The 16,228-nt window shown below is 73.8% G+C and carries 13 protein-coding genes; 7 read left to right on the top strand and 6 right to left on the bottom strand.

The window, feature by feature from the left end; genetic code table 11:
* Positions 1 to 88 precede the first annotated feature (88 nt).
* On the top strand, positions 89 to 2,008 hold the full coding sequence (locus ACZ5HG_RS12765; protein ID WP_464176822.1) for a hypothetical protein: 1,920 nt from the start codon (positions 89 to 91) through the stop codon (positions 2,006 to 2,008).
* Positions 2,009 to 2,018: 10 nt separating this feature from the next.
* Here ACZ5HG_RS12765 and ACZ5HG_RS12760 read toward each other — a convergent pair whose 3' ends face one another.
* From ACZ5HG_RS12760 to ACZ5HG_RS12750, 3 genes are all read right to left on the bottom strand, one after another.
* Positions 2,019 to 3,209 carry a hydroxymethylglutaryl-CoA synthase gene (locus ACZ5HG_RS12760; protein ID WP_464176820.1) on the bottom strand — a complete coding sequence of 397 codons (1,191 nt, stop codon included), beginning with the start codon at positions 3,207 to 3,209 and terminating at the stop codon, positions 2,019 to 2,021.
* Positions 3,210 to 3,432: 223 nt separating this feature from the next.
* Complete coding sequence (locus tag ACZ5HG_RS12755; RefSeq protein ID WP_464176817.1) at positions 3,433 to 5,046, bottom strand: methyl-accepting chemotaxis protein; 1,614 nt, start codon at positions 5,044 to 5,046, stop codon at positions 3,433 to 3,435.
* Positions 5,047 to 5,157: 111 nt separating this feature from the next.
* Complete coding sequence (locus ACZ5HG_RS12750) at positions 5,158 to 6,204, bottom strand: hydroxymethylglutaryl-CoA reductase (RefSeq protein ID WP_464176815.1); 1,047 nt, start codon at positions 6,202 to 6,204, stop codon at positions 5,158 to 5,160.
* A gap of 96 nt (positions 6,205 to 6,300) precedes the next feature.
* Between ACZ5HG_RS12750 and ACZ5HG_RS12745 the strand changes: the two genes are divergently transcribed.
* Genes ACZ5HG_RS12745 through ACZ5HG_RS12735 form a run of 3 tightly spaced genes read left to right on the top strand, consistent with a single transcriptional unit; the run spans position 6,301 to position 7,930 of the window.
* A complete protein-coding gene (locus ACZ5HG_RS12745) occupies positions 6,301 to 6,594 on the top strand; it encodes a type II toxin-antitoxin system TacA family antitoxin (protein ID WP_464176813.1) in 294 nt (97 codons plus the stop codon).
* The gene (locus ACZ5HG_RS12740) at positions 6,591 to 7,097 is read left to right on the top strand and encodes a GNAT family N-acetyltransferase (protein WP_464176811.1); all 507 of its coding nucleotides are present in this window, start codon (positions 6,591 to 6,593) and stop codon (positions 7,095 to 7,097) included. The genes ACZ5HG_RS12745 and ACZ5HG_RS12740 overlap by 4 nt, the downstream gene beginning before the upstream one ends.
* Positions 7,098 to 7,153: 56 nt before the next feature.
* Positions 7,154 to 7,930, top strand: coding sequence for an LLM class F420-dependent oxidoreductase (locus ACZ5HG_RS12735; protein ID WP_464176808.1), 777 nt, complete (start codon positions 7,154 to 7,156; stop codon positions 7,928 to 7,930).
* A 34-nt stretch (positions 7,931 to 7,964) separates the two neighbouring features.
* On the opposite strand, the gene ACZ5HG_RS12730 is transcribed toward ACZ5HG_RS12735, so the two are convergent.
* From ACZ5HG_RS12730 to ACZ5HG_RS12720, 3 genes are all read right to left on the bottom strand, one after another.
* Positions 7,965 to 8,567: a nucleotidyltransferase domain-containing protein gene (locus tag ACZ5HG_RS12730; protein ID WP_464176806.1), complete on the bottom strand. Its 603-nt coding sequence runs from the start codon at positions 8,565 to 8,567 to the stop codon at positions 7,965 to 7,967.
* A gap of 52 nt (positions 8,568 to 8,619) precedes the next feature.
* On the bottom strand, positions 8,620 to 10,419 hold the full coding sequence (locus ACZ5HG_RS12725) for an alpha/beta hydrolase (RefSeq protein ID WP_464176804.1): 1,800 nt from the start codon (positions 10,417 to 10,419) through the stop codon (positions 8,620 to 8,622).
* A gap of 75 nt (positions 10,420 to 10,494) precedes the next feature.
* On the bottom strand, positions 10,495 to 10,998 hold the full coding sequence (locus tag ACZ5HG_RS12720) for an SRPBCC family protein (RefSeq protein WP_464176802.1): 504 nt from the start codon (positions 10,996 to 10,998) through the stop codon (positions 10,495 to 10,497).
* Between the two features lie 60 nt (positions 10,999 to 11,058).
* Here ACZ5HG_RS12720 and ACZ5HG_RS12715 point away from each other — a divergent pair, with 60 nt between their 5' ends.
* The 3 genes from ACZ5HG_RS12715 (at position 11,059) to leuS (ending at position 16,169) form a co-directional block, all read left to right on the top strand.
* Positions 11,059 to 11,766, top strand: a complete 708-nt coding sequence (locus ACZ5HG_RS12715; protein ID WP_464176800.1) for a metal-dependent transcriptional regulator — start codon at positions 11,059 to 11,061, stop codon at positions 11,764 to 11,766.
* A 181-nt stretch (positions 11,767 to 11,947) separates the two neighbouring features.
* Positions 11,948 to 13,174, top strand: a complete 1,227-nt coding sequence (locus ACZ5HG_RS12710; RefSeq protein WP_464176799.1) for an MFS transporter — start codon at positions 11,948 to 11,950, stop codon at positions 13,172 to 13,174.
* Between the two features lie 43 nt (positions 13,175 to 13,217).
* A complete protein-coding gene (leuS, locus tag ACZ5HG_RS12705) occupies positions 13,218 to 16,169 on the top strand; it encodes a leucine--tRNA ligase (RefSeq protein ID WP_464176797.1) in 2,952 nt (983 codons plus the stop codon).
* The last annotated feature ends 59 nt before the right edge of the window (positions 16,170 to 16,228 follow it).

Here is a 16,228-nt window from a genome sequence, read left to right as displayed (position 1 = left end):
CGTGGCGTGCGGCGCAGGGCGCCGCGCGACGCGGGGGCGTCGGACGTGCCAGAGTGGCGGGTCCCCTCGTCCCGATCGCAGGAGCCGCGTGCCCGTGCCCGTGCCGCCCGTCGTCCGTCCCGTCGCCGCCGACCCCGGGGGTGCGGCCCTGCCGGACCCGGCAGCCCGTCGTCGGTGGTGGGCGGGAGGTCGTGCCGTGCGGGTCGCCGCCGTGCTGCTCGCCCCGGTCGTCGCGCTGGGCGCCTGCACCGCCGGCGGCGACACCGACGCGGACCCCGGCCCGACCCCCTCGGCGCCGCCGACCGCGACCCTGCTCAGCGCCGAGGTCGCCGCCCCCGCGCAGACCGCCACCGTCGTCCCGGACGGCACCGCCACCGCCGCGGCCCTCGCCGCCGCCGACGCGTTCTTCACCACGTCACCGGTGGTCGTGCTCTCCGGCCCTGATCCCGTCGATCTGGCGCCCGCCGCCTCCGCCGCCGTCGCGCTCGGCGCCCCGTTGCTCCCGGTCGCCGAGGACGACGCCGCCGTCGCCGACCGGATCGACGCGCTCGACGCCGCCCACGTGCTGCTGGTCGGGAGCGACGCCGCCGAGGCCGTCGCCGACGGCCCGCTCGCCGAGGCCACCGCCGACCTCGCCGTGCACACCGCCGCCTCGGGGGGCGACCTCGCCGCGCTGGGCGTCGTGGTCGGCGATCCCGCACCGGTGGCCGCCGCCGGCCTGGTCGGCGCCGTGCGCGCGCTGGACCGGCCGGACGTCGACCTTCTCGTGGGGGAGGGTGCGGCCTCGGCCGGGACCGCGACCCCCGCACCGACCCCGACCGGCGTGGCTCTCCCGCCGTCGATCACGTCTCCGCTCGGCGACCCGGCGGCACCGACCCGCGCCGCGACCCCCGCCGCTCCCGCGCCCACCGGTGCGGGCGACGACGACGCCCTCGCGCACGTCCGCCCGCCGCGTGCCGTCTCCGGCACCGCCCTGCTGGTCGACCCGACCACCGATCCCGGCGAGCGGAGCACCGCCGCCGTCGCCACCGCCCGCGCCGCCGGCGTGCCCGTGGTCGACGTCCCCGGCGGCGACCCCCGCGCCGCCTCCGCGAGCGTCCAGGCGCTGACCGGCACCACCAGCGTGCTCGCCCTCGGCAGCACCTTCGGCACCGAGAGCACCCTCGCCCCGCGCCTCGCGGCGGCCGCCACCGGCGTCGAGGTCCCCGGCGGGGGTCAGCTCGTCTTCCCCGGGCCCGCCTCCGGTGATCCCGGCAAGCTCTACGTCGCCCTGTACGGCACCCCCGGCACCCCCGCGCTCGGCGTGCTCGGCGAGCAGGACGTGCCCGCCACGATCGCCCGCGCCCAGCAGACCGCCGACCAGTACACGGCGCTCACCGGCCGCACCGTCGTCCCGACGCTGGAGATCATCGCCACCATCGCGTCCTCCGGCCCCGAGGCCGACGGCTCCTACTCCCGCCGCCGTCCGGTCGAGGAGCTGCGCCCGCTGGTCGAGGCCGCCGGCGAGGCGGGCATGGCGGTCGTGATCGACCTGCAGCCCGGGCGCACCGACTTCGTCACCCAGGCGCAGGAGTACGCCGACCTGCTGGCCTACCCGCACGTCGGCCTGGCGCTCGACCCCGAGTGGCGGCTCGCCCCCGACCAGGTGCACCTGCGGCAGATCGGCTCCGTCGGCATCGACGAGGTCAACGCCACCGGCGACTGGCTCGCCCAGTTCACCCGCGACCGCGCGCTGCCGCAGAAGATGTTCCTGCTGCACCAGTTCTCGCTGCGCATGATCACCGAGCGGGAACGCCTCGACACCGGCCACGACGAGCTCGCCGTGATCATCCACGCCGACGGCCAGGGCTCGCAGCCCGCCAAGACCGGCACCTGGAACGCGCTGCGGCAGGGTGCGCCGCCGACGCACTGGGGGTGGAAGAACTTCTACGACGAGGACGTGCCGATGCTCGACCCGGCGCAGACGATGCAGGTGCAGCCGGTGCCGGACCTGGTGACGTACCAGTAGGGGAGCGCGTTCAGGCGACCGCGGCGCTCGCCTGGTCGGTCCGCTCGTACACCCGCTGGTGCCCGGTGATCGCCGAGAGCCGGAACGGCCCGCGGGTGATGTGCTCGACCTCGTGGTCCCCGCCGTCGACCGGGTTGACCGGGCTGACGGTGCGCAGGTACTCGGCGTAGGTGACCTCGGTGCGCTCGTCCAGCAGGCGCTGGTGCGCGGCGGTGCGCAGGTGCTCGCGGTAGCCGGGCTGCACGATGCCGGTGAACAGCTCGCCGACGGCGCCGGACCCGTAGGAGAAGAACCCGATGCGCGATCCGGCGAGGTCGTCGGTGGCGTGGTCGAGCAGCGACACCAGGCCGATGTACATCGAGGCGGTGTAGGAGTTGCCGATCACCCGGTTGTAGCGCAGCGAGTCGGCGATCTGCGCGTCGATCACGGCGGGGTCGCGCGGGGCTCCGGCCACCCGGGTCAGGTGCTGGTGCGCCTTGAGGGCCATCTTGGTGAACGGCTGGTGGTAGCAGAACGTGTCGATCTCGGAGAACGCGACGCCGCCCTGCGCCTGGTAGTCCTCCCACGCACCGGTGAGCGAGTCGGTGTACGCGCGGATCGAGAGGCGTCCGTCGACCACGGCGGTGGTGCGGTAGTTCGGGCGCCAGAAGTCCATCACGTCGGCGGTGTGCAGGCCGGAGGTCGGCTCGATCTCGACCAGGCGGGGGTTCGCGGACACGATCATGGCGACGGCCCCGCAGCCCTGCGTCGGCTCGCCGGAGGACCCGATGTCGTACCGGGCGACGTCGGCGCAGATCACCAGCACCTGCTGCTCGGGGTTGCGGGCGACCAGCGCGAGCGCCATCTGGAGCGCGGAGGTGCCGGCGTAGCAGGCCTGCTTGAGCTCGACCACGCGGCAGGCGGAGTGCAGGCCGAGCAGCTTGTGCACGTAGACGCCGGCGGACTTCGACTGGTCGATGCCGCTCTCGGTGGCGAGCAGGACCGTGCGGATCGCGGAGGTGTCGCGGCCCTCGACCAGCGGCAGCGCGGCGGTGGCGGCGAGCGTGACGACGTCCTCGTCGGGCGCGCAGATGCTCATCCGGTCCTGGCCCAGGCCGACGGAGTACTTGGCGGGCTCGACGCCGTGCACCGGTGCCAGGTTCGCGAGGTCGAGGTACCGGTCCGCGGTGGCGAACGCGATGTCGTCGATGCCGAGCTGCATGGTCGGGTGCGGTCCTCGCTGTCAGGGGTGCGCCGTCGCACGGACGGCGGGCCTTCGGTCGTGCGGTGCCGCGGTTCGTCCCACGGTCGCACGGGAGGCCCGGACGACTGTAGCCGCCCGCGACGGGCGGAACCAGCCGCGCACCCGGACCCTCGCGACCCCTTCACCGGGTGCGCACGGCGGGGGCCGTGGTGAACGTCTCACCACGGCCCCCGCGCACGGCTCAGTAGGTGAAACGCCCCGCCTGGACGCGCAGGTCGGTGGCCATCCGGGCGAGCTCGCCGACGGCCGCGTCGACCTGGGTCAGCGCGTGCGTGGACGCCTCGGCCTGACCGGCGACGCCGGTGATCGTCCCGGCGATCTCGGAGGCGCCGGTGGCGGCCTCGGCGACGGAGCGCGACATCTCGCTGGTGGTCGAGGTCTGCTCCTCGACGGCGCTGGCGATCGTGAGCTGGTAGTCGTTGATCGACGCGATGATCGTGGAGATCTCGCCGATCGCGGCCACGGCGCCCATGGTGTCGCGCTGGATCGCGTCGACCCGGCGGGCGATGTCCTCGGTGGCCTTGGCGGTCTCCTGGGCGAGCTCCTTGACCTCACCGGCGACGACGGCGAAGCCCTTGCCGGCCTCCCCGGCGCGCGCCGCCTCGATCGTGGCGTTGAGCGCCAGCAGGTTGGTCTGCTCCGCGATCCCGGTGATCGCCTTGACCACGGCACCGATCTCCTGCGAGGACTCGCCGAGCCTGCTGACCTGCTCGTTCGTGGTGGACGCCATCTCGGTGGCGGCACCGGCGATCTTGGCGGCCTGGGAGGCGTTCTGCGCGATCTCCTGGATCGAGGCGCCCATCTGCTCGGCTCCGGCGGCGACGGTCTGCACGCTGCGCGACACCTGCTCGGCGGAGGCCGCGACGGTGCCGGACTGGGTGGCGGTCTCCTGCGAGGACGCGGTGACCTGCGTGGACGCGGCGGACAGCTGCTCGGTCGCGGCGGCCACGGTCTGCGCGGTCTCCACCACGCCGGAGATCGTGCTGCGCAGCTCGTGCTGGGCGGTGGCGAGCGACGCGCTCATCTGGCCGAGCTCGTCGCCGGAGCGCACCTCGGGGGAGCGGGTGAGGTCGCCGTCGGCCATCGCGGACAGCGAGCGCTGCACCTCGGTCAGCGCCCGCAGGATCTGCCGGATCACCACCACCGCCAGCGCGATCGCGGCGGCCAGCGCCCCGGCGAGGGCGAGCCACATGGTCACCTTGGCGGTGCGGGCGATCGAGGTGCCGGCGTCGGCGACCGTGTCGGCGTTCTCGGTCAGCTCGGCGGAGGCGGCCTTGATCGCGTCGTCGATCACCGTGCCCGCGGTCACCAGGTCGGTGTTCGCGATGGCGGCGGCGCCCTCGTCGTCGTCGGCCTCGACCAGCGGCATGTAGCGGTCGTCCACGATCGCGTAGTACGGGTCGAACGCCGCCTGGATCGCCGCCGCGTGCTCGGCGGTCGCCGGGTCGGCGGCCAGCTCGTCCAGCAGATCCTGCACCTGGTCGCGAGAGTCCTGCAGGCCCGCGACGGTCTTGTCCCGATCGGCGCCGGCCGTGATCGGCAGCCGGACGTACTTGATCTTGACCGCGGCCGAGGCCAGGCCCAGCCGGCCCATGGTCGACAACGGGGTGACGCTCTCGGCGAACATCACGTCCTGCTGGGTGCTGAGCGCGTCCAGGCGGGAGGTGGCCAGGACGGTCAGACCGCCAGAGGCGAGGGCGAGCAGGGCGACGACGGCGCCGAACTTCGCGCCGACGGGGCGGTCGGCGAACAGGCGCCGACGACGGGAACCGGCGGGGGCCGGGGTGGCAGACATGCGGTGGAGCTCCTTGCTGACAGACGGGGTGTCCTGCAAGGAATCGTCGGATGTTTCGCCCGGGTGAGCGGTTTCCGGTGATGAAACCGCACGTCACACCCGGTGTGACCCTCAGGCCGAGGCGCCACGCTCCAGGCGCAGGTGCGCGGCCATCAGCTCGCCCGGGTTGGTCTGCGCCGCCATCAGCGACAGCTCCCCGCACAGCACCGTCGCCGCGCAGAGCACCGCCAGCCGGCGTGCATTGGCCCCCGGCTCGCGGTCCTCGCGGCAGCCCAGCCGGGTCAGGTTCTCCTCGACGAAGTCCAGGCCCTTGCCGTTGCCCACCGATCCGACGATCAGGTTCGGCAGCGTGCAGGAGAAGTACAGGTCCTCGCCGCGCACCTCCGCGTGCGTGATCCCCTGCGAGCCCTCCACGATGTTCGCGGCGTCCTGCCCCGTGGCCAGGAAGAAGCCCAGCAGCATGTTCGCGTAGTGCGCGTTCGCCGAGCGCAGCCCGCCCGCGAGCATCGTCCCGATCAGGTTCTTGCGGATGTTCAGCTGCACCACCGCCTCGGGGGTGGTGTGCAGGAAGCGCTCCACGATCCGCCGCGGGATCACGATCTCGGTCACCACGTTCTTGCCGCGGCCCAGGATCCCGTTGACCGCCGTCGCCTTCTTGTCCGAGCAGAAGTTGCCCGAGATCGACCCGTAGCGCAGCCCCGGCACCTGCCCGAGCACGTGGTCCATCAGCCGCTCGGAGGCGTGGGTCACCATGTTGTGCCCCGACGCGTCGCCGGTGGTCAGCTCGAACCGCACGAACAGCAGGTTCCCGGCGATCTGGTGATGCACGTCGATCAGCCGCGCGAACCGGCTGGAGGTCGAGACGACCTGCTCCAGGTCCGCCCGGTGCGCCGTCAGGTACTGGATCGCCGCCAGCGCCACCCCGGCGTCGTCCGCCTCGAACAGCACCGAGCGCGACATCCGCTCGTCCACCAGCGTCGCGAGGATCCCGCCCTCGACCATCGTGGAGATCCGGGCCCCCCGGCGCACGCTCGGCCACAGCGGCGACTCGTACGTCGCCAGCGGCACCTCGGTCTCGCCGGTCATCACGTTCCCGCTGATCCGCAGCGGACCCACCCAGCGCAGCGGGACGGGGGCGAACTGCTCGGCGGCGGACATCGGGACCTCCGGGGGAGACGTGCGAGGGGACCGCGTCAGCGTAATGCGGTGCGGTCATCCCCATCGCTGTACGGACAAACGCCGTACACTGATCGCATGACTGCCGATCGACCGGTGAAGTCCCGCCGCATGGAGCAGCGGGTGGACCAGGAGACCGAGCGCCTGATCGCCAAGGCTGCCGGCCTCACGCACGAGAGCGTGTCCGCGTTCGTCTCCCGCTCCGCCCGCGACGAGGCCGCCCGCGTGCTCGCCCGTAGCGACCTGACGCTCATGCCCGCGGAGCAGTTCGACGCGATGATCGCCGCTCTCGACGCCGCACCCCGCGACCTGACGCGTCTCGCCGAGGCCGCCCGCAAGCCGCGTGCCTACACCCGCGACCCGCGCCCATGACGGCTGCCGCCTACCGGTCCGCGCCCCTCGGCGAGGACGGCGACCTCGAATCCTTCGACTCCGGTGTACCCGCACTGGACGAGTGGCTGCGACGCCACGCCCGCCAGGCCCAGCGGCACGGCCTCGCCCGCACGACCCTCTGGCACGACGCCGAGACCGACGCCGTCGTCGGGTACTACGCGCTGTGCGTCACCTCGATCCAGCGCGAGGACGTCACCCGCCGGTACTCCTCGGGCGTCACCGTCGTGCCTGGCTTCATGATCGCCAAGCTCGCCCTCGCCAAGATCCTGCACGGACGCGGGCTCGGTGAGCAGCTGCTGCTCGACGCACTGGAGACGGTCTGCGCCGCCGCCGAGCGGATCGCCGGGCGGGTCATCGTCGTGGACCCGGTCGACGACGCGGCCGGCGGGTTCTACGCCCGGTACGGGTTCCGGACGGTGGGGGAGAGTACGCGGATGTACCTGCTGGTGTCCGAGGCGCGGGCGGCGCTCGGGATGGCGTGAAGGGCGGCGGTGGTCGCCGTGCGGTGCGCCCGCCTGCGCGGACGTACCGTGTGCCCATGACGCGAGCCCTCCGCATCGGAGTCCAGATCCAGCCCCAGCACGCCGACTACGCCCAGATCCGCGACGCCGTGCGTCGTGCCGAGGACCTCGGCGTGGACGTGATCTTCAACTGGGACCACTTCTTCCCGCTCTACGGCGACCCCGACGGCAAGCACTTCGAGTGCTGGACCATGCTCGGCGCCTGGGCGGAGCAGACCAGCCGCGTGCAGATCGGCGCCCTGGTCACCTGCAACTCGTACCGCAACCCCGAGCTGCTGGCCGACATGGCCCGCACCGTCGACCACATCAGCGGCGGCCGGCTGATCCTCGGCATCGGTGCCGGCTGGTTCGAGAAGGACTACGACCAGTTCGGCTACGAGTTCGGCACCCCCGGCACCCGGATCGCCGAGCTGGCCTCCGCGCTGCCGCGGATCAAGGCGCGTCTGGCCGCCGGCAACCCGGCGCCGACCCGTGACATCCCGATCCTGATCGGCGGCGGTGGCGAGCGGAAGACGCTGCGCGTCGTCGCCGAGCACGCCGACGTGTGGCACTCCTTCGGCGACCTGGACACGCTGACCCGCAAGAGCGCGATCCTGGACGAGCACGGCGAGGCCGTGGGCCGGGACACCGCGTCGCTGATCGAGCGCAGCGTGGGCGTCTCCGCGCCGCCGGCCGAGGTGGCCGCGCCGCTGGTCGACGCGGGCGTGACGCTGTTCACCGTGGGTGTCGGCGGGCCGGACTACGACCTGTCGCTCGTGGAGCAGTGGGTGGCCTGGCGCGACGCGCAGGGCTGATCGACGCGCGTGACGAGGGGGCGTGGCCGGTCGGTCACGCCCCCTCGTCGTTCTCGCGCACGACGAGGCCGATCGGGATCAGCGGCTTGGACCGCACGTCACGCAGGAAGCCCGACTCGCCGGTCGCCCACTCCTCGGGGGTCACGGTGATGATCTGCACCGGCCGCCCCAGCGCGTCCTCCATACGGGCGGCGGCGCGGCGCAGGTCGCGGCCGGGCGGCGCGCCGACGACGATGACGTCGATGTCCTGCGGGTCGGCACCGGGGCGGCCGGACCAGCGTGCGGCGTAGGAGCCGAAGATCGCGGCCTCGACGATGCCGGGCAGGCTGGTCAGCTCGTCCCGGATGATGCCGGCCGGTCCGTAGGCGCTGGCGAGGATCGAAGCGAGCGGGCCCGCGTAACGGTAGGTCGCGTCGGCGCTGAGCAGGCGGGTGCGGCCCACCCGTCGTTCCAGCAGGATGCCGGCGGCGAGCAGCCGTTCCACCTCGCGGTGGGCGCTGGACGGCGTGACGTCCATCAGTGCGGCGAGGTCGGTGAGGCTGACCTCGCGGCCCGGCTCCAGCAGGACCGCGGCGAGCAGGCGGGCCTGCGCCTCCGAGCGGAGGAACGGCACCAGCGCGGGCGCGGACGTTTTCATATAGCCGAAGATATCGTGCGCATAAGCGAAACGTCCACGCGCACGACCGGTCTCACCCCACGCCCTGCCCCGGCACCGTCGGCAGCGTCAGCGTCTGGTCGATCAGGTCCTGGAGGTCGCCCAGCGACTCCTCGTCCCACCCCGGCGGCTGCGTCACGTCGGCCCACGCGCCGACCACCTGCGAGGCGTAGTTGTGCCCGTGCCCGTCGGGGACGCTGACGCCGAAGAACTGGTCGACGGTGACCTGGAGGAACGTGATCACCGGGAACCAGTGGACGCGGTCGGAGACGTCGGGGCCGCGCTCCTCGGCCAGCCAGTCGGGTTCGCGGGTGAGCAGGTCCCAGCTCCACCAGACGACGGGGTCGGAGGCGTGCTGGAGGTAGACGACGCGCGGGCTGTCCCAGGTGGCGGGCAGCGCGACGAGGTCGGAGGGCTGGGAGCCGAAGCGGACGGTGTTGCCCTCGTCGATGATGGGCCGCCACTGCGGGCTGCCGGCGTCGCGGCCGGCGGAGATCGTGGTCCACAGCGGCGTGAAGTTGGGCGTGCCGACGTAGAGGGCGCCGTCGACGCGGTTGACCAGGTCGCCCTCGGACCCGAAGGGCGCCTGCGCGGCGAAGGAGCCGAGGGACAGGCCGTAGGAGATCAGCATCGGCCGGTCGTCCTCGGGCAGCTCGGACCAGCGGGCGTGCACGGCGTCGAACAGCTCGCGCCCGGCGTCGGTGGCACGGTCGGCGTCGACCAGGAACGACAGCCAGCTCGGCAGGAACGAGTACTGGATGGTGGCGATGGCGGTGTCGCCGCCCCACAGGTACTCGACGGCGGCCATCTGCTGCGGCTCGGTCCAGCCGGTGCCGGTGGCGCCCGCGACGACGAGCACGGAGCGGTCGAAAGCCCCGGTGCGCTCGAGCTCGTCCACGACCAGCGCGGCGCGCTCGGCGGCGGTGTCGGCGGAGTCGAGGCCGGCGTAGACGCGGATCGGCTCGACGGCGTCCAGCCCGGTGGCGTCGGCGATCTCGGAGACCGAGGGCCCGCCGGCGACGAAGGACCGGCCCTGCCGGCCGAGGCTGTCCCAGGTCACCGCCGAGTCGGGGGATCCGGAGCGCAGGTCGGAGGTGACCGGCTCGACCCCCTCCTCGGTGCCGGCGTTCGTGCCGGAGTAGACGGAGTCGGCGACGTCGACCACCACCCGGAACAGCACCCCGGCGGCCAGCCAGTACACGAGCAGGGTGACCACGACGACCCCGGCGAGCGAGGCGGCGGGCTTCGGGATCCACCGGCCGAGCAGGCGGGCGACCCGGCGGGACAGCCGCAGCAGCACCCGCGACAGGCTGACCAGCGCGAGGAAGACCAGCAGGGCGATCGCGCCGACCAGGAACGCGGAGGAGGTGCGGCGCGGCTCGCCGACCAGCACCCGCACGTCGTCCTGCCAGGAGCAGCCGACCGCGATCACCACCACGGCGAGCACCGGCCCGGCGACGGACAGCACCCGCCAGGCGATCCGGCGGAAGGCGAGCGGCGGACGGGGCACGCCGGTGCGCCGCAGCACCCAGGCGATCAGCACGCCGACCGCGTAGCCGACCGCCGCGCCGACGCCCGCGATGAAGCCGAGGTAGAGCGTCGGGCGGGGGAGCAGCGAGGGGGTCATCGCGGCGGCGAGGCCGATCAGGGCGCCGAGCAGGCCGGGCCCGGACAGGTCGCGGTCGGCGAACCAGCGGGCGACCGGGGACAGCACCCGCACGACCACGCCGAGCACGCGGTCACCGGTCGGCGCCGGGGTCGCGGCGGGATCGGGCGCGGGTGCGGGGGTGGCCTCCCCGGGCGTGCTGACCGGTGGGGTCTGCTGGGCGTCCATCTGGGGTCCTCGCCGTCACGTCGCGGGTGCGCCTGGTGGTCCTCCCGGTTTCCTACCACAGCGCGACCGCGCTGGTCAGCGATCCTCGGGGTGCTGCGGTCCGGCGGCCTGCGCGGCGAGGTCGGCGGCCAGCCCGCGCTCACCGGCCCGCAGGGCGCGCGCGTGGGCGGCGGCGAACACCGGGGCGAGCAGCGGGGCGGTGGCGTTCATCCACCGGCGGGTGGTCGCGACCTCCCAGTCGAGGATCACGGTGCAGCCCTCGCCGGCGCCGACCAGCCGCACCCGCCCGGTGCCCACCAGGTCGCCGCCGACCGCCAGCGTGGCGGCGCGCGGGGCGTCCGCGGCGGTGATCTCCAGGGTGAACCGCAGCGCGTACGCCCACCGCGCGGGCCGCAGCACCAGGGCGGCGCGGCTGCCGACCGGTCCGCCCGCGCGGTCGTCCACCGGCTGCACGGAGGTCGCGTCCAGCCCCGGCCACCAGCGCGGCCAGGACATCGCGGGGTCGGCCAGCACCGCCCACACGGCCTCCCGCCCGGCCGGCAGGTGCCAGACGGTGACGAACCGGTAGCGACGTCGCACCCGGCCACGGTAGGGGTCGCCCGGGCTCCCCGCCGGTCGGGCCCTCTACGCTTGGGCGTCGTGAGCCAGCCCGACACCCCCGCCCTGACGTCCGTCGCCCAGGACTACCTCAAGGTGATCTGGTCGGCGCGCGAGTGGTCCACCGCGCCCGTCACCACCAAGATGCTCGCCGACCGGCTGGGTGTCGGCGCCTCCACGGTGTCCGAGACGGTCCGCCGGCTGAGCGACCAGGGGCTGGTGACCCACGCCCCCTACGCGGCCATCGCGCTGACCGACGAGGGCGCCCGCCACGCGGTGCAGGTGGTGCGCCGGCACCGGCTGATCGAGACGTTCCTGGTCAGCGAGCTCGGCTACGGCTGGGACGAGGTGCACGACGAGGCCGAGGTGCTGGAGCACGCGGTGTCGGACCTGATGGTCGAGCGGATCGACGCCCGCCTGGGCCACCCGACCCGCGACCCGCACGGCGACCCGATCCCGGCGCCGGACGGCACGGTGCCGACCCCGCCCGCCGACATGCTGTGGGACCTGCACGCCGGCTCGGGCACGGTGGCGCGGATCTCCGACTCCGACCCCGGGCTGCTGCGCTACCTCGCCTCGGTGGGCGTGGTGCTGGACGCGCGGGTCACCGTGGTCGAGCGACGCGACTTCGCCGGGATGATCGCGGTGGACGTGACCGCGCCGGACGGTGCCGGCGACCCGCGCCCGGTGGAGCTCGGGGAGCTGGCCGCCCGGGCGATCTGGGTGCTGCTGGACGCTCCCGCCGCCTGATCCCCGCGTGAGCACCGCCACGTGCCGCGACCGGGGTGCGCTACCGACCGACCGGTAGGCTGACTCCACCGGAGCTGCGCCGACGCTGAGACCGGTGCCGCCGCACCCGTCGGCCCGCGCACCCGCGCCGAGGCCGACCCCGTGGCGGACGTCAGCACCACGGCCCCCGGGAGAGACAGCAGTGAGCAGCACCGATCGCGAGGTCCTGGACCCGAACCCCGTGCGCCGCGGCGCACGCCTGCCGCTGCTCGCGCTGGCCATGGGCGGGTTCAGCATCGGCACCGCCGAGTTCGCCACCATGGGCCTGCTGCCGCTGATCTCCGGCGACCTGGACGTGTCGATCCCGGACGCCGGGCACGCGATCACCGGCTACGCCCTCGGCGTGGTCGTCGGCGCGCCGCTGCTCACCACGATCGCGGCACGGCTGGACCGGCGCCGGCTGCTGCTCGGGCTGATCATCGCGTTCGCAGTCGGCAACCTGCTGTCGGCCTTCGCGCCCAGCGCGGGCTGGCTGGTGGCGGCGCGCTTCGTCGCCGGCCTGCCCCACGGGGCGTTCTTCGGCGTCGGCGCGGTGATGGGTGCGCACGTGGCGGGCCCGGGGCGGCGCGGGCAGGCCGTGGCCACGATGATGGCCGGCCTGACGATCGCCAACATCATCGGCGTGCCGCTGTCGACCGTGCTGGGCCAGGAGCTCGGCTGGCGGGCGGCCTTCGTCGCCGTCGGCGCGATGGGCGTGCTGACCATGCTCGCGCTGTGGGCGTGGCTGCCGTCGCTGCCGGTGCGGGACGGCGCCAGCGTGCGCTCCGAGATCAGCGCCCTGCGCAACGGCCGGCTCTGGCTGGCGTGCGTCGCCGGGTCGATCGGCTTCGGCGGCATGTTCGCCGTCTACTCCTACGTGTCCCCGCTGCTCACCGAGGTCACCGGCATGGCCGAGGCGACGGTCCCGATCGTGCTCGCGCTGTTCGGCGTCGGCATGACGATCGGCACGCTGCTCGGCGGGCGGCTGGCGGACCGCTCGGTGATCCGCACGGTGCTGCTCGGCTTCGCCAGCACGATCGTGGTGCTGGTGGTGATCGCGCTGGTCGGGCAGTGGCTGGTGCCGGCGGTGCTCGCGATCGTCGGGCTCGGCGTCACCTCGCAGATCCTCGGGCTCGCGCTCCAGTCGTACCTGATGGACCTGTCGCCGACGGCCCCGTCGCTCGGCGCCGCGCTGTGCCACTCCGCGCTCAACGCCGGCAACGCGGCCGGGGCGTGGTCCGGCGGCCTGGTGATCGCCTCCGGCGCCGGCTACCTGGCCCCGGCGTGGGTCGGCGCGGCGATGACCGCGGTCGGGCTGCTGGTCGTGGCGGGGACGGTGCTGGTGGACCGGCGTCGTGCGGTGCCGGCGGCGGTGGCGTCCACGCCCTGACCCGGCGTCCGTGAGGCGCCTCGCGCGTCGATAGACTCCCGGGGTGACTTCCCCTGCCCCTGCCTCCCGCCCCGAACCCGTCGAGCCCGTGAACGCGGACGTGCCCTTCCGGTACACGGCGGCGCTCGCGAGCGAGCTCGAGCAGCGCTGGCAGGACGAGTGGGTGGAGCGCGGCACGTTCTTCGCCGCCAACCCGACCGGTGCGCTGACCGACGGCGACGGTGCCACCGCGAAGCCCGGCGCGAAGCCGTTCTTCGTGATGGACATGTTCCCGTACCCCTCGGGCGCGGGTCTGCACATCGGTCACCCGCTGGGCTACATCGCCACCGACGTGGTCGCGCGCTACCGCCGGATGCAGGGCGACAACGTGCTGCACGCGCTGGGCTACGACGCCTTCGGCCTGCCCGCCGAGCAGTACGCCGTGCAGACCGGCCAGCACCCGCGCACCACCACCGAGGCCAACATCGAGATCATGGCGCGCCAGCTGCGCCGGCTCGGCGTGGCCCACGACCCGCGTCGGTCCTTCGCCACGATCGACCCGGACTACGTGCGGTGGACGCAGTGGATCTTCCTGCAGATCTTCAACTCCTGGTACGACGAGGACGCGGTGCGCCCGGACGGCGGCCGCGGCGCCGCCCGCCCGGTGGCCGACCTGGAGGCCGCCTACGCCGCGGGCACCCGTGAGGTCCCGGCCGTCGACGGCGTGCCCGAGGGCGTCGCCTGGGCCGACCTGGACGCGGTCGCGCGCCGCCGGGTGATCGACTCGCAGCGTCTGGCCTACGTCTCGGAGACCCCGGTCAACTGGTGCCCGGGCCTGGGCACGGTGCTGGCGAACGAGGAGGTCACCTCCGACGGCCGCTCCGAGCGCGGCAACTTCCCGGTGTTCCAGCGCACGCTGCGCCAGTGGAACATGCGGATCACCGCCTACGCCGACCGGCTGGCCGACGACCTGGACCTGATCGACTGGCCCGAGAAGGTCACCGCCATGCAGCGGAACTGGATCGGCCGGTCCGAGGGCGCCCACGTGCACTTCGAGGTCACCGACGCCGACGACGCGCTGACCGTCTTCACCACCCGCCCCGACACGCTGTTCGGCGCCACCTACGTGGTGCTGGCGCCGGAGCACCCGCTGGTGGACGCGATCCTGGCCGGCGGCGACGGCACCTGGGGCGAGGACGTGCCCGAGGTGTGGCGCGGCGGTGCGGCCACCCCGGCCGAGGCCGTCGCGGCGTACCGCGCCGAGGCCGCCGCCAAGACCGCCGTCGAGCGGCAGGCCGACGCGGGCCGCAAGACCGGCGTCTTCACCGGCGGCTACGCGCTCAACCCGGTGAACGGCGACTCGCTGCCGGTGTTCGTCGCGGACTACGTGCTGATGGGCTACGGCACCGGCGCGATCATGGCGGTCCCCGGCGGCGACACCCGTGACTTCGCCTTCGCCGAGGCCTTCGAGCTGCCGGTCGTCTACACCGTCGCCACCCCCGAGGGCTTCGAGGGTGCGGCGTGGACCGGCGACGGCGCGATCGTGAACTCCGCCAACGAGACGGTGGACCTCAACGGGCTGACCGTCGCCGAGGCCAAGGCCCGGATGATCGACTGGCTGGAGGCCGAGGGCGCCGGCGAGCGCACCATCACCTATCGCCTGCGCGACTGGCTGTTCAGCCGCCAGCGCTACTGGGGCGAGCCGTTCCCGGTGGTCTACGACGAGAACGACCTGCCGATCGCGCTGCCCGAGTCCGTGCTGCCGGTCGACCTGCCGGACGTGCCGGACTACGCGCCGCGCACCTTCGACCCGGAGGACGCCGACTCCTCGCCGGAGGCCCCGCTGGGCCGCAACACGGACTGGGTCGAGGTCACGCTGGACCTGGGCGAGGGCCCCAAGACGTACCGCCGCGACACCAACACCATGCCCAACTGGGCGGGGTCGTGCTGGTACTACCTGCACTACCTGGACCCGCAGCACGGCACCGACCAGGTGGTCGACCCCGCGCTGGAGGAGTACTGGATGGGGCCGGGCCACAACCCGACCGACACCCACGGCGTCGGCGGCGTGGACCTGTACGTCGGCGGCGTCGAGCACGCCGTGCTGCACCTGCTGTACGCGCGGTTCTGGCACAAGATGCTCTACGACCTGGGCCACGTGAAGAGCCGCGAGCCGTTCTACACGCTGTTCAACCAGGGCTACATCCAGGCGTACGCGTACACCGACGCCCGTGGCGCCCACGTGCCGGCGGACGAGGTGGTCGAGGACGAGTCCTCCTCGACCGGCTACACCTGGCAGGGCCAGGAGGTCGAGCGCGAGTACGGCAAGATGGGCAAGTCCCTGAAGAACGTCGTCACGCCGGACCAGATGTACGCCGACTACGGCGCCGACACCCTGCGCGTCTACGAGATGTCGATGGGCCCGCTGGACCTGTCCCGCCCGTGGGAGACCCGCGCCGTCGTCGGTGCGCAGCGCTTCCTCCAGCGGCTGTGGCGCAACGTCGTCTCCGAGGAGACCGGCGCGATCACCGTGACCGAGGACGCCCCGTCCGTCGAGACCCTGCGCGTGCTGCACCGCACGATCGCGGACGTCACCGAGGACATGGCGCACATGCGGATCAACACCGCCATCGCCAAGCTGATCGTGCTCAACAACCACCTGACCTCGCTGGACGGCGTGCCCCGTGCCGCCGTGGAGCCGCTGGTGCTGATGACCGCGCCGATCGCCCCGCACCTCGCCGAGGAGCTGTGGCGCCTGCTCGGGCACGGGCGCTCGCTCGCGCACGAGGCCTACCCGGTCGCCGACCCGCAGCACCTGGTGCAGGAGACCGTCACCTGCGTCTTCCAGGTGCAGGGCAAGGTCCGCGGCCGCGCCGAGGTCGGTGCCGACGTGACCGAGGACGCCCTGCGCGAGCTCGCGCTGGCCGACGCCGGCGTGCAGCGCGCGCTCGACGGCCGGGACGTGCGCACCGTGATCGTGCGCGCGCCGAAGCTCGTCAACGTGGTGCCGGCCTGACGAGCGGCCGTGACGCGGGCCCCGGGGGCAGGATCCCCGGGGCTCTCGCGCGTCTGCTC

This window comes from Cellulomonas sp. GTC20042 (genome assembly GCF_055389595.1).
The sequence above is the reverse complement of the archived record's forward strand: the minus strand, read 5'-3'. Positions and strand labels throughout refer to the sequence as shown.

Bases quoted from the DNA above. Each gene is read 5' to 3' on its own strand.
- ACZ5HG_RS12755 (WP_464176817.1), bottom strand. From the start codon at position 5,046: ATGTCTGCCACCCCGGCCCCCGCCGGTTCCCGTCGTCGGCGCCTGTTC.
- ACZ5HG_RS12735 (WP_464176808.1), top strand. From the start codon at position 7,154: ATGACGCGAGCCCTCCGCATCGGAGTCCAGATCCAGCCCCAGCACGCC.
- ACZ5HG_RS12760 (WP_464176820.1), bottom strand. From the start codon at position 3,209: ATGCAGCTCGGCATCGACGACATCGCGTTCGCCACCGCGGACCGGTAC.
- ACZ5HG_RS12740 (WP_464176811.1), top strand. From the start codon at position 6,591: ATGACGGCTGCCGCCTACCGGTCCGCGCCCCTCGGCGAGGACGGCGAC.
- ACZ5HG_RS12745 (WP_464176813.1), top strand. From the start codon at position 6,301: ATGACTGCCGATCGACCGGTGAAGTCCCGCCGCATGGAGCAGCGGGTG.
- ACZ5HG_RS12730 (WP_464176806.1), bottom strand. From the start codon at position 8,567: ATGAAAACGTCCGCGCCCGCGCTGGTGCCGTTCCTCCGCTCGGAGGCG.
- ACZ5HG_RS12750 (WP_464176815.1), bottom strand. From the start codon at position 6,204: ATGTCCGCCGCCGAGCAGTTCGCCCCCGTCCCGCTGCGCTGGGTGGGT.
- ACZ5HG_RS12725 (WP_464176804.1), bottom strand. From the start codon at position 10,419: ATGGACGCCCAGCAGACCCCACCGGTCAGCACGCCCGGGGAGGCCACC.